The 12,409-nt window shown below is 68.0% G+C and carries 11 protein-coding genes; 3 read left to right on the top strand and 8 right to left on the bottom strand.

Annotation, left to right across the window (positions count from 1 at the left end):
• The 4 genes from B4U45_RS29605 to rimP all read right to left on the bottom strand — a co-directional run.
• Window positions 1–693 (bottom strand): translation initiation factor IF-2 N-terminal domain-containing protein (locus B4U45_RS29605; RefSeq protein WP_244899389.1); only part of this gene is annotated, 693 nt, incomplete at its 3' end.
• An 88-nt stretch (window positions 694–781) separates the two neighbouring features.
• Complete coding sequence (locus B4U45_RS30585; protein WP_371687060.1) at window positions 782–1,012, bottom strand: YlxR family protein; 231 nt, start codon at window positions 1,010–1,012, stop codon at window positions 782–784.
• Window positions 1,013–1,200: 188 nt separating this feature from the next.
• Window positions 1,201–2,244: a transcription termination factor NusA gene (nusA, locus tag B4U45_RS24540; protein WP_075549879.1), complete on the bottom strand. Its 1,044-nt coding sequence runs from the start codon at window positions 2,242–2,244 to the stop codon at window positions 1,201–1,203.
• The gene (gene rimP / locus B4U45_RS24535) at window positions 2,241–2,774 is read right to left on the bottom strand and encodes a ribosome maturation factor RimP (RefSeq protein WP_075549880.1); all 534 of its coding nucleotides are present in this window, start codon (window positions 2,772–2,774) and stop codon (window positions 2,241–2,243) included. The genes nusA and rimP overlap by 4 nt, the downstream gene beginning before the upstream one ends.
• A gap of 226 nt (window positions 2,775–3,000) precedes the next feature.
• Here rimP and B4U45_RS24530 point away from each other — a divergent pair, with 226 nt between their 5' ends.
• On the top strand, window positions 3,001–3,537 hold the full coding sequence (locus B4U45_RS24530; RefSeq protein WP_075549881.1) for a hypothetical protein: 537 nt from the start codon (window positions 3,001–3,003) through the stop codon (window positions 3,535–3,537).
• Window positions 3,534–4,022 carry a ferritin-like domain-containing protein gene (locus B4U45_RS24525; protein ID WP_075549882.1) on the top strand — a complete coding sequence of 163 codons (489 nt, stop codon included), beginning with the start codon at window positions 3,534–3,536 and terminating at the stop codon, window positions 4,020–4,022. Before B4U45_RS24530 ends, B4U45_RS24525 begins: the two co-directional genes overlap by 4 nt.
• On the opposite strand, the gene B4U45_RS24520 is transcribed toward B4U45_RS24525, so the two are convergent.
• Window positions 4,023–5,771, bottom strand: a complete 1,749-nt coding sequence (locus tag B4U45_RS24520) for a proline--tRNA ligase (protein WP_075549883.1) — start codon at window positions 5,769–5,771, stop codon at window positions 4,023–4,025.
• A 210-nt stretch (window positions 5,772–5,981) separates the two neighbouring features.
• Entirely contained in the window at window positions 5,982–7,940 is a 1,959-nt protein-coding gene (locus tag B4U45_RS24515; protein ID WP_219859530.1) for a PE family protein, read from the bottom strand.
• A 220-nt stretch (window positions 7,941–8,160) separates the two neighbouring features.
• On the opposite strand from B4U45_RS24515, the gene B4U45_RS24510 reads away from it, so the two are divergent.
• On the top strand, window positions 8,161–9,447 hold the full coding sequence (locus tag B4U45_RS24510; protein WP_083154602.1) for a sterol desaturase family protein: 1,287 nt from the start codon (window positions 8,161–8,163) through the stop codon (window positions 9,445–9,447).
• An 11-nt stretch (window positions 9,448–9,458) separates the two neighbouring features.
• Here the strand turns inward: B4U45_RS24510 and B4U45_RS24505 are convergent, their stop codons facing one another.
• Both B4U45_RS24505 and cobA read right to left on the bottom strand, forming a co-directional pair.
• Complete coding sequence (locus tag B4U45_RS24505; protein WP_075548562.1) at window positions 9,459–11,051, bottom strand: MFS transporter; 1,593 nt, start codon at window positions 11,049–11,051, stop codon at window positions 9,459–9,461.
• A gap of 33 nt (window positions 11,052–11,084) precedes the next feature.
• A complete protein-coding gene (cobA, locus tag B4U45_RS24500; protein WP_075548561.1) occupies window positions 11,085–12,290 on the bottom strand; it encodes a uroporphyrinogen-III C-methyltransferase in 1,206 nt (401 codons plus the stop codon).
• Window positions 12,291–12,409: the final 119 nt, after the last annotated feature.

The raw sequence follows: 12,409 nt of genomic DNA, 5'->3' as shown, positions 1-12,409 counted from the left end.
CGGCATACTGCCGGGCGAGGCGCCCGGACGCGGTGCCCCAGGTCGCGGCGCCCCGGGGCGCGGAGCCGGCGGACGCGGGATGGGCCGTTCGGCCGGTTGCGCCGAGGAGAACGGGTTGTTGCCGACACGCGGGGCCCGGACGCCGGGCTTGGGAGCCGGTCCGGGACGCGCGCCGGGAGCCATGCCGGGGTGGGGCGCCGGGGAGCTGGGCTGTCCCGGCGGCGGCGTCACCGGTTGTCCGGGTTGCGGCGCCTTCGGAGGCGCGGGAGTCGCGGTGGCAGCCGGCGGGCGGGGCGTGGCTCGGGTGGGCGAAGTTGCTGTGTTGCCCGAGTCGGCGGCCCTATCGGGTGTGACGGCCGTCGGCGCGCCGTTGCCGGCCGCCTTGGCAATCGCCTTGTCGAGGGCTTGGTCAAGGGACTGGTCTGCGGCTTTGCCACCATCTGTGCCCGGTCCGGCCACGGGGGCCTTGGCGACAGCCCGATCGGGGCCTTTCTCCGGGCCCTTGGCGGGGGCCTTTTCGGGGGCCGGCTTGGCGCCACCGAACGATTCACGCAGCCGGCGGGCGACCGGCGCTTCTACTGTCGACGATGCGGATTTGACGAATTCGCCCTGTTCACTCAGTCGGGCGAGCACTTCCTTGCTGGTAACACCGAGTTCCTTGGCCAACTCGTGTACGCGGGCCTTACCTGCCACTACATCTCCTGTCTATGAGGCGACGACAGTTGTAGGCCGCGCCTCGGGTTTAGCTATGACACATTGTCATCGGGACTTCACGGTGTGCTCATGTTCGTTGCTGCCTGTTCTGTTGCTCAGTGGGAAATCCACTGATGTGTTCGACCACCGCTGAGATATCCGGCGCACCGGTGATGCGCAGCGCTCTGGTGAAAGCCCTCCGCCGAATTGCTTGTTGTAGGCACTGCGGTTCGGGATGCAGCCATGCACCCCGCCCCGGCAGCCTTCTGCTTAGGTCAACGATCACGGCGTAGTTGCCGTTCCCCGTTGACTCAGCCACCACTCGAAGCAGTTCGACGGCCAACTCTCGCTTCCGGCACCCGACGCACGTCCGCACCGGTCCGCTGGGACGGTCGGAACATCTGTGCGCCGCCACCGAAGGCTCGCGCTGGATCACGGCTAAGTCTAGCGTCACCGAACCGGCCGCCAGAACCACCCGGGGATGGCGTTATGGTTCCGACGCCGACGCTAGCGATCGTGTGCCATTCCGCGGCTGGCGCCCTGCTCAGGGTGACCCGCCGGGTGTCCCGGTGAATCGCCGCGGATGTCGATGCGCCATCCGGTGAGCCGAGCGGCCAGCCGCGCGTTCTGCCCCTCCTTACCGATTGCCAGCGACAACTGGAAGTCGGGCACCACCACGCGGGCGGCCCGCGCATTCTGGTCGATCACCGACACCGAGACCACCTTCGCGGGCGACAACGCGTTGGCCACGAAGCGCGCGGGATCCTCGTCGTAGTCGATGATGTCGATCTTCTCGCCGGACAGTTCGCTCATCACGTTGCGCACCCGCTGGCCCATGGGGCCGATGCAGGCACCTTTGGCATTGAGACCCGGGACGTTCGAGCGCACCGCGATCTTGGACCGATGGCCGGCCTCGCGAGCCACCGCAACGATCTCCACCGACCCGTCGGCAATCTCGGGAACTTCCAGGGAGAACAGCTTGCGTACCAGGTTGGGGTGGGTGCGCGACAACGTGATCAGCGGCTCGCGGGCACCACGGCTCACGCCGACCACGTAACAACGCAGCCGGTTGCCGTGCTCGTAACTCTCGCCGGGGACCTGTTCGGCGGCGGGGATCACGCCCTCGGAGGCCTTGGTCTCGCTTCCCATCCGGACGATTACCAGACCGCGGGCGTTGGCCCTGCTGTCGCGCTGAATCACACCCGCGACAATCTCACCCTCCCGGGTCGAGAACTCGCCGTATGTGCGCTCGTTCTCGGCGTCGCGGAATCGCTGCAACATCACCTGACGAGCTGTCGTCGCCGCGATGCGGCCGAAACCCTCCGGGGTGTCATCCCATTCGCTGATGAGGTTTCCCTCGTCGTCCAGCTCACGGGCGATCACCCGGACGACGCCGCTCTTACGGTCGATCTCGATGCGAGCGTCGGTCTGGTGACCCTGGGTGTGCCGGTAGGCGCTGAGCAGCGCGGATTTGATGGTTTCGAGCAATTCGTTGACCGAGATACCCCGGTCGACCTCAATCGCGTGCAGCGCGGCCATGTCGATGTTCATGATTCGGCCTCCGTACCAGCGGCCCCGCCCGCCGTCGCCAATTCGAGCTCGGCTCGGGCCGGCGGTGAAAACTCCACTTGGACAACAGCTTTCAGGACCTGCGCCAGTGGAATCTGGCGCACCGCCCAGTCCCGGCCCTGCCGGACCACCAGCGCCACGGTGTCACCGGTCAGTTCGCCGACCCGGCCGGTCAGCCGGGATCCGTCGGACAATTCGAGTTCGACCTTGCGACCGCGGGCGCGGCGGAAGTGTTTTTCGCTGGTCAGCGGTCGTTCGACACCGGGCGAGCTGACTTCGAGAACGTACCTGTCGCGGATGGTGTCCAGGCCGTCCAGCAAAGCCGACGCGGAGCGCGACAGGGCGGCGATGGTGTCCAGGTCGAGTGCGGCGTCGCCATCGGCGACCACCGTGATCCGCGGTGGGTGGGCGCGGGTGTCGATGACCACGTCCTCGATCTCGTAGCCGGCGCACGCAAATGCCCCACCGAGTAGCTCGATCACCTGCGTCTGCGAAGGTAGCCCGGTGGTCACGGCGAGCTCCTCATCTTGAGTTGTCCGGTCATCTGGCGGATTTCGCTGCCAGGGCGGTTCCCCCGGCCCGCCGGCGCCCAATCGTCGGCGATCCACAGGGAACCAGCTATCCACGATACGCCAGGAACCGCCGATGCCGTCGTGATCAGGTCGTGGAGGTTTCACCTCCCCGGATCGTGGTCCTCCCTTGTCGTGCGCAGCTCGTTGGTGATGGCAGGATGTTGCTGTGCCAAGAGCAGTACCTGTCGTCAACAGGCGGGGCGTGCTCGCCGGCGGTGCCGCTCTCGCGGCACTCGGGGTGGTCGTGTCCGCCTGCGGCGAGTCCGCCCCCAAACCGCCCGCGGTCGATGAGCTCCTGGCGCCCTTGGAGCAGGCCCGACGCGACAGCGCGCTGGCGTCGGCCGCCGCGGCCGCAATCGGCAATCCACCGCAGGTCGCCGCTGCGCTGACGGTGGTGGCCAGCCAACGCGGCGCGCATGCCCGGGCCCTGGCCACCGAGATCGCCCGAGCCGCGGGCAAGCTGGTGTCCGCCACCAGCGAAACGAGTAGCTCGAGCGCCAGCCCCAGCCCCACGGGCACCGAACCCCCGCCACCGCCACCGCCGGTGTCCGACGTGGTGGATTCGCTGCGCAAGTCGGCCGAGGACGCCAGTCGCCTGGTTGCCACCTCATCGGGCTACCGCGCGGGTCTGCTCGCCTCCATCGCCGCTTCCTGTACGGCGTCCTACACGGTGGCCCTGATGCCCGGGGGACCCTCCATATGACCTCGTCCGAACCGAGCTTCGGGGCCAGCCCCAAACGGTCGCCCGCCGGCAAAGATGCCGACACCGCGGCGCTGAGCGACGCCCTCGCCGTCGAGCACGCGACCATCTACGGGTATGGCATTGTGTCGGCGCTCTCGCCGCCCAGCGTCAACGACTTGGTGGTAGAAGCGTTGAACCAACATCGCCAACGCCGTGACGACGTCATCGCGATGCTGGCCGCCCGCAAGGTCGCCGCGCCGGTGGCCGCGGCGGGTTACCAGTTGCCCAATGACGTGGGCAGCCCAGCCGATGCGGCTCGGCTGGCCGCGCGCATGGAGAACGACGGCGCGACCGCGTGGCGTGCCGTCGTCGAGCATGCCGAGACAGCCGATGACCGGGCGTTCGCGTCGACGGCTTTGACCCAGAGCGCGGTGATGGCCGCCCGGTGGAACAAGGTCCTGGGAGCCTGGCCGATCACGGCTTCGTTCCCGGGCGGCAACGAATAGCTAACCGCTGATGGCTGCCGCGATATCGGTTGCCAGCGAGGCGCCAGCGGCCAGCGCGCGGGTCTGACCGGTGAACCGGTCGCGCAGCTCGACCACGCCATCCGCCCAGCCGCGCCCCACCACGACTATCTTGGGCATTCCCAGCAGTTCGGCGTCCTTGAACTTGACACCGGGCGAGGCCTGACGGTCGTCGAGCAGCACCCCGACCCCCAGTTGATCCAGTTCGGCGGCCAGTGCGACGGCTCCGGTGCGCGCCTCCGCGTCCTTGTTGGCGATCACCAGGTGAACATCGAACGGCGCGATCGCCGGCGGCCAGCGCAAGCCCAGCTCGTCGTGGTGTTGTTCGGCGACGACGGCGACCAGCCGCGATACCCCAATGCCATAGGAGCCCATGGTCAGCCGTACCGGCTTGCCGTCTTCGCCGAGCACGTCGGCGCTGAAAGCGTCGGTGTATTTCTGGCCGAGCTGGAAGATGTGTCCGATCTCGATGCCGCGCGCCATGACGAGCGAGCCAGCACCGTCCGGAGAGGGATCGCCTTCGCGCACCTCGGCAGCCTCGATGGTGCCGTCAGCGGTGAAATCACGACCCGCAATCAGGCCGACGACATGCCGGCCTGGTTCGTCCGCCCCGGTGATCCAGCTGCTGCCATCTACCACCCGCGGGTCGACCAGATAGCGAATATTGTTGTCGCGCAATGCCTTAGGTCCGATGTAGCCCTTGACCAGGAACGGGTATCTGGCAAAGTCGTCGTCGTCGAGCAAGGCGTATTCGGCCGGTTCCAGGGCCGCGCTCAACCTCTTGTCGTCGACCTCGCGGTCGCCGGGCACTCCGATGGCCAGCAGCTCCCAGTCCTTGCCGGGTTGGCGGACTTTGACCAGGACGTTCTTCAGGGTGTCCGCGGCGGTCACCGTACGGCCCAGGTCGGCCTGGTTGGCCCAGGCGACCAGTGTGGCGATGGTCGGGGTGTCGCCGGTGTCGTGGACCACCGCTTCGGGTTGTCCATCGATCGGTCGGGTCTCCGGGCGCGCGGTGATGACGGCTTCGACGTTGGCGGCATAACCCGACTCCGGACACCGGACGAAGGTGTCCTCTCCGACCGGGCTTTCGGCCAGGAACTCTTCGGAGGCGCTGCCGCCCATGGCGCCCGAGACCGCCGAGACGATGACGTAGCGCACTTGCAGCCGCTCGAAGATGCGCTGGTAGGCCTCACGGTGTGCGTGGTAGGCGGCCTTCAGGCCGGCGCTGTCGATGTCGAAGGAGTACGAGTCCTTCATCACGAATTCGCGGACCCGCAGGATGCCGGCGCGCGGGCGGGCTTCGTCGCGGTATTTGTTCTGAATTTGATACAGGACCAGCGGAAAATCTTTGTAGGAGTTGTATTCGCCCTTCACGGTCAGGGTGAACAGCTCCTCGTGTGTCGGCCCGAGCAAGTAGTCATTGCCGCGGCGGTCCTGCAGCCGGAAAACACTGTCGCCGTATTCGGTCCACCGGTTGGTGGTCTGGTAGGGCGCTCGTGGCAACAGCGCGGGAAACAAGATCTCCTGCCCGCCGATGGCGTTCATCTCTTCGCGGACGACCCGCTCGATGTTGCGCAGTACCCGCAGCCCCAGCGGCAGCCAGCTGTAGAGTCCCGGCGCGACGGGCCGGACATATCCGGCTCTGATCAGCAGTTTGTGGCTGGGCACTTCGGCGTCGGCGGGGTCGTCACGCAGGGTGCGCAGGAACAGCTGGGACATCCGGGTGATCACAGGCGGCAAGCCTAGTGACCGCTATGGCGGCCGGACCCGCGCGGTTGCCGTATAGGTGCGTTGGCTTCTCCCGGTTTTGCAGCGCAATGTCTGCCGCGCTGCGTCACATCGGCATTCGCATTGCGCCATGGCCAGTGGAGCGTCCGGCTGTCCCGCGCACAGTCCGTTTTGCGGGCGCAACGGCGAAGCCAATTCCTTGGACGGGGCGGGTCAGCCGTCTGGGCCGGATTGTCCGGCGGCGCCCGCGATACCGTCTGAGCCGGCGCCACCGCTTGAGCCACCACCCAGCCCTTGGCCACCCTGACCCCCGGTGCCGGCCGCGCCACCCGCCCCGCCTGTCCCGCCTGGACCGCCGGCACCAGCAGAGCCGTCGGCGCCGGGTAGGCCCAGCAAGAACCCGGCGCGGCCGCCCACTCCGCCCTGTGTCCCGCCGGTGCCACCCGCTCCGCCATCACCGCCACCGCCGCCATCGCCGCCGGCACCGCCGCCACCGCCGCTGCCGAAACCGAGGAAGCTATTGCGAGCTTCTGTACTGCCGCCGACCCCGCCGTTGCCGCCGGCACCCCCGGCGCCACCGGCACCCCCGGCGCCGCCAACACCGGCGTTCCCGCCGGCACCGCCGTTGCCGATTAGCGGCGAGGCGGCGCCGCCGTTACCGCCCATACCCCCGGTGCCACCGAGGCCGCCGACACCAAGCGCGTTGGCGCCGTCACCACCGTCGCCGCCGACTCCGCCTGCGAGGGTGAATGGATCATCGCGTTGGAAAGCCAACGCAGTGGCCGAGTCACCGCCGGTGCCGCCGGCCCCGCCCGCAGCGCCCGCGCCGCCGGTGCCACCCACACCTCCGGCGCCACCGGCACCGCCGTTGCCGTACAGCAGACCGCCGGAGCCGCCGGCGCCGCCGGTCCCGCCGGTGCTCCCGGCACCGCCGGATAACGCGCTGCTTGCCCCGTCGCCGCCGTTACCGCCGGCGCCGCTGCCGGCAAAACCATTCGGGAGTTTGCCGCCGACCAGGGTGGCCGCTCCGCCGTTGCCACCGTTACCGCCGGCGCTGCCGGGCGCGACGCCGTTGCTGCCGGCACCACCCAGGCCGCCCGCGGCGAAGACGTTGCCGTCGCCGCCTTGGATCGTCGCGTTGCCGCCGTTGCCGCCGTTGCCACCAGCCCCGCCGGCAGCCGCGATACCCGCGTCTCCGCCGGCGCCGCCGAAGGCCCTCCCGACAAAGTCAGAGTTGCTTGTGGCGCTGGCGCCGTTGCCGCCGGAACCGCCGGTGGGCGTGGCTGCCGTGCCCGGGAAGCCGGTGCCACCGGCCTGCCCGGTTTGAGTGCCAGGGCCGAATACATTGGCTGGCGTCACCCCTGCCGTGGCCGCGGGTCCGGGCGTGGGGTTGACCGCGTCGAGCCCGGCCGCGCCGACGCCACCCTGGCCGCCCGCCCCACCATCGCCGACCAGACCGGCGTTGCCACCGATACCGCCGGTTCCCCCCATGCCGCCGTTAAGGCCCGCCACACCAACGCCACCCTGCCCACCCACACCGCCATTGCCCACCAGCATCGCCCGCCCGCCGTCACCTCCGGCAGCGCCAGATCCACCGATGCCGCCGGCCCCGCCGTTGCCGTACAACCACCCGCCGGACCCGCCCGCTCCGCCGGCCGCGCCGCTACCGCCGGCGCCGCCAACTCCACCACTGCCCCATAACCCCGCGTCCCCGCCGCGGCCGCCGGCCTGGCCCGCCACACCGGCCCCACCGGCACCGCCATTGCCCCACAACAAACCGCCAGCTCCACCCGGCTGACCCAGCGCCCCAGCGGTGCCCTCGCCAATCAACGGCCGCCCCAACAACGTCTGGGTGGGCGCATTGACCACAGTGAGCAAAGCTTGCTGAGCGTTGGCGGCCTCGGCGGCGACATAAGAGAGCCCGCCAGCGCTCAAAGCCTGCACAAATTGGTCATGAAAATTTGTCGCCTGGGCGCTCAGCGCCTGATATTGCTGGGCATACGCCCCGAACAGGGCCGCAACGGCCGCCGACACCTCGTCGGCGCCGGCCGCCAGTATTCCCAGGGTCTGGCCAGCCGCCGCCGCGTTGGCGGCATTGATCGCCCCACTGATACCCGACAAGTCCGAAGCCGCCGCAGCTAGCATCTCTGGAGTCGCAATCAAAAACGACATCGCAGGCCACCTCTGCATCCCGGTCATCCGGCGCCCAGACCCGTCGCCACGCGCACTGTCAGACCAGCAATTGTATTGAGATCCAGATCACACTGGAAGGTTTCCTCCCGAACCGATCGCCGACTTTGTCCGCGGGGCAAACCCCGGCGCGGTCGAGACGGCCGTTCCGCTGACTGAAAGATTCAGTTATTCCTCAGCTGCAAGAGATACTTTGTCGCGCATGAACGCGGCGCTGACCAGGACTGAGCCCGAGTATCGGGACGGGCCGGTGGTGGCGGCACTGGGAATGCTGTACTCCGCCGAACTAATCGGGCTCGTTGGCGCCGCAGCCTTCGTCGCCAAATTCGGGCATGAGCACCTTGACCGCGGTACGACGGTGCTTGCGGTAGTTCTCGTGGCGGCGGCGGCCGTGGCTGGCTGGCACGCGATCCGCCTGCTGCAGGGTGCGCGCGTGCTGACGGTGACCGGCATGGCGCTTCAGTCGGCGATTCTGATCACCGCGATAGCGGTCGCCACCGTACGACCGATCCTGGGAGTGCCCGCTGTCATCGTGTCGGCCGGCGTCCTGGTTGGGTGGGGCAGGCTGGCCAGGATTGGATGGCCAGTAGCCGTGGCCGACCGCCCGGCCATCGTCGCGAGCGCCGCTAATTCCGCGTCGGTCCCCCCCGCTGAGGATCGTGGATCAGACGGAGTTAGTCCCGGCGGCATTGCTTTGATGCTGGTCACCTCGACGCTGGTGCTGGTCGCATTGAGCGTGCGCAGTGAAATGGCGGTCAAGCTGGCAATCCTGGCGATTATCTTCATCCCGCTCGAGCGGCTGTTCGCACTTCGCCCGCTCCACGTGCTGCGCCGGGGATGGCGCACCGATGTGGTGCACTATCTGGTCAATGGGGCCGCGCGCAAGGTTGGCCTCGTCGGCGCGGTCGCGGTGGTCGGCACCGTCCTGCAGGCCCTGGTACCGGCAGCCTTTCGCGGCAACGTTGCCGCGGCTCCGGGTTGGGTACAAATCGTTGCGGCCCTGGGGATTACCGCCGTTGGCGGCTACGCGGGGCATCGCGCCATGCACGAGGTTCCGGTGCTGTGGCGATTCCACCGCGTCCACCACAGCGTCCGTGAGATGGACTGGCTTGCCGCCGGTCACCTGCACCCCCTCGACCAGATAGCCATCCGTTCGGCCGCGGTGGTGCCGCTGTACCCGTTCGGGTTCGGTCGGGTCAGCCTCGGCGCGATCGTCATCCTGCTGACGTTTCAAGACATCTTCATCCACGCCAACCTGCGAATGACGTGCGGCCCACTGCGATGGCTTATTGCCACCCCACAGTTCCACCACTGGCACCACGCACGCCAGCCCCAGGCTTACAACACCAACTATGCCGCGGAATTCCCGATCATCGACGCGCTGTTCGGCACTCTGTACCTACCAACGGGCCGTTGGCCCGCCGAGTACGGCATCGACGATGACCAACCTGACGGCTATCTGCGCCAGCTCGTGTGGCCGCTGCGCTGACGTTGGCAGAGTCAGAGCTCTCCGGCGTCGATGGCTTCCTTGACCTCTTGAGCGTGGGCGACCTGCGCCGGGGTGTAGCCGATCAACACCGCAGCCCCGCCGACGATGACGGCCGCTCCGGCGATCCACAGCAGGCCATAGGTGTAGCCATGGTCGAGCGCAGCCAGCTGAGCGTCGTTCATGAACTTCACCGGGCCGGTGGTACCGCCCAGGTACAGCGTGCGCGACGTGATCACGGCCTGGACGACGGCCAGCACCAGCGGCCCGCCCAAGCTCTGCAGCATCAGAGTCATCGCCGATACCGGGCCGATCTGGTCGAAACCCACGCCGGCGATCGCCGACAGGGTCAGCGGGACGACCGCCATGCCGATGCCGACCCCACCCACGACGATGGGCACTACCAGGTTGGGGAAGTACGCCACGCCACGGTGCATGAACAACCAGCCGTACAGCATGGCCAGAACTAGCAGGTATCCCCCGGCGATCGTCAGCACCCGGGGCGAAAACCGCGACACCAATTGCGAGGAAATGCCCAGGCCGATACCCATCGCGATGACGAACGGGATGAAGCCGACCCCGGCGCGCAGCGCGCTGTAGCCCAGGATGTCCTGCACGTACAGGCCAATGCACACCGTCAGCGTGAACATGACACCGCCGGCCAGGAAGATCGCGATGAAGGTGACCAACCGGTTGCGGTCGCGGAACAGGTGAAACGGCACGACGGGGTTCTCGGCGGTGCGTTCCACCACGATGAACGCGAGTGCGGCAGCCAGAGCCACCGCGCCCGAACCGATGGTGGTCACCGAGATCCAGCCCTTCTCCGGCCCCATCGAGAAGGCGAAGACCGCAGCGGTGCATGCCAGCGTCGCCAGCATCGCGCCGGCCGCGTCGAGCTTCATCCGCTCACGGTTGGTTTCCCGCAGTGCGGTGCGGGCCAGGTAGATCATCACCAGGCCGATCGGCACATTCACCAGAAACGCCAGCCGCCACGAAACCTCGGTCAGCGCTCCGCCGACCACCAGGCCCATCACCGAACCGATCGCCGTCATCGCCGCGAACACCGCCGTGGCGGCGTTACGCGCCGGTCCCTTCGGGAACGTGGTCGCCACCAGCGCCAGACCGGTCGGTGAGGCGATGGCCGACCCCACGCCCTGAGACAGTCGAGCGATGACCATCGTGGCCTCGTCCCAGGCGACCGCGCACAGCACCGAGGAGATGGTGAACAGCGCGACGCCGACGATGAAGGTCCGCTTGCGCCCGATGGTGTCGCCGAGGCGCCCGCCGAGCAGCATCAACCCGCCGAAGGTCAGCACGTAAGCGGTGATCACCCAGCTACGGCCGGCGTCGGACAGGCTGAGTTCGTTCTGGATCTTAGGAAGCGCGACGATGGCGACGGTGCTGTCCATGGTCGCCAAGAGCTGCATCCCGCCGATGGCGATGACAGCGGCAATGAAGCGACGGGAGGGCAGCCAGGTTGGGTAATACCTGGTGATGCGCTGCGAGGCGGTCTCCGCCGAGCGCGCCGGGCGAGCCGACGCCGGACGCTCCTGCCGTCCGGACGTCCAATTGTGGGCAGCCCGCTCTGTGTCGTTGAGAGCCGTCATAACGGGTTACCTTACAGTAATCTTAAGAATTGTTTAAACCCCGAACGCTGCTACAGCCCCGATGACGACGATCGCGGGAGGTCGGATCCCCTCCGCGCGGACCATTTCCGGCGTGTCGGCGAGGGTCGCCCGCAACGTGTGCTGAGCCGGCGTCGTTCCGTGCTGAACCACCAGCACCGGCGTTTCCGCAGGTCGGCCGCCTTTCAATAGCGCGTCGACGAAAAGCTCGATGCGTTCCACCGCCATCAGCAAAACAATGGTGCCGGACAATGCTGCCAAAGCATTCCAATTCACTAACGATTCGGGGTGACCGGGCGGGAGATGGCCGCTGACCACGACAAACTCGTGGTTTGTGGCCCGATGCGTGACCGGAACACCCGCGGAAGCAGGCACTGCTATGGCGCTCGTCACACCTGGTACCACAGTCACCGGAATGCCGGCATCGGCGCATGCCAGTACTTCCTCATAGCCCCGGGCGAACACGAACGGGTCGCCGCCCTTGAGGCGGACGACAAAGCTGCCCGACTTGGCCCGTTCGATCATGGTGGCGTGGATTGCGTCTTGGGCCATGGCCCGGCCGTAGGGGATCTTGGCGGCGTCGATGACTTCCACATGCGGGGGAAGCTCGGCGAGCAGCTCCGGTGGCGCCAGGCGGTCGGCGATCACGACATCTGCCTGGGCAAGCAGCCGACGACCCCGGACGGTGATCAATTCGGGGTCGCCGGGTCCGCCACCGACCAGCGCTACCCCGCCGCGGACGACGTCGGAGCTGACGGGGCTTTCCACGGTGATGACGCCGCGTTGCAACGCCTCGCGGATCGCAGACCGGATAGCAGCCGAACGGCGGTGTTCGCCGCCGGCCAGCACGCCCACCGACAGGCCCGCATAGCTGAATGTCGCCGGGGTGACTGCACTTCCTTCGACGGCGATGTCGGCACGGACGCAGAAGATCTGCCGACGATCGGCCTCGGCGACGACGCTCGCATTCACCTCCGGGTCGTCGGTGGCCGCTATCGCGTACCAGGCCTCTTCGAGGTCGCCGTCGCGGTATTCGCGCAGCGCCAACGTGATGCCTTCCATCGCCTCGACGGCGCGGGTGAAGCTACGGGAAATCACGTGCACGTCCGCGCCGCTCGCGATGAGAAGGGGTAGACGGCGTTGGGCGACACTGCCCCCGCCGACCACGACCACCTTCTTGCCGGCCAGTCGCAATCCGACGAGGTAAGGGCTCTCGGTCACCCGCCAAGCTTAGTGGTGATCGCCAGCCCGGCGGAGCCGGGCACAGCGGATCACCACCCGTCGAACACCGTGGTGATCGCCAGCCCGGCGGAGCCGGGCACAGCGGATCACCACCCGTC

This window comes from Mycobacterium persicum (genome assembly GCF_002086915.1).
GTDB classification, from domain to species: domain Bacteria; phylum Actinomycetota; class Actinomycetes; order Mycobacteriales; family Mycobacteriaceae; genus Mycobacterium; species Mycobacterium persicum.
The sequence above is the reverse complement of the archived record's forward strand: the minus strand, read 5'-3'. Positions and strand labels throughout refer to the sequence as shown.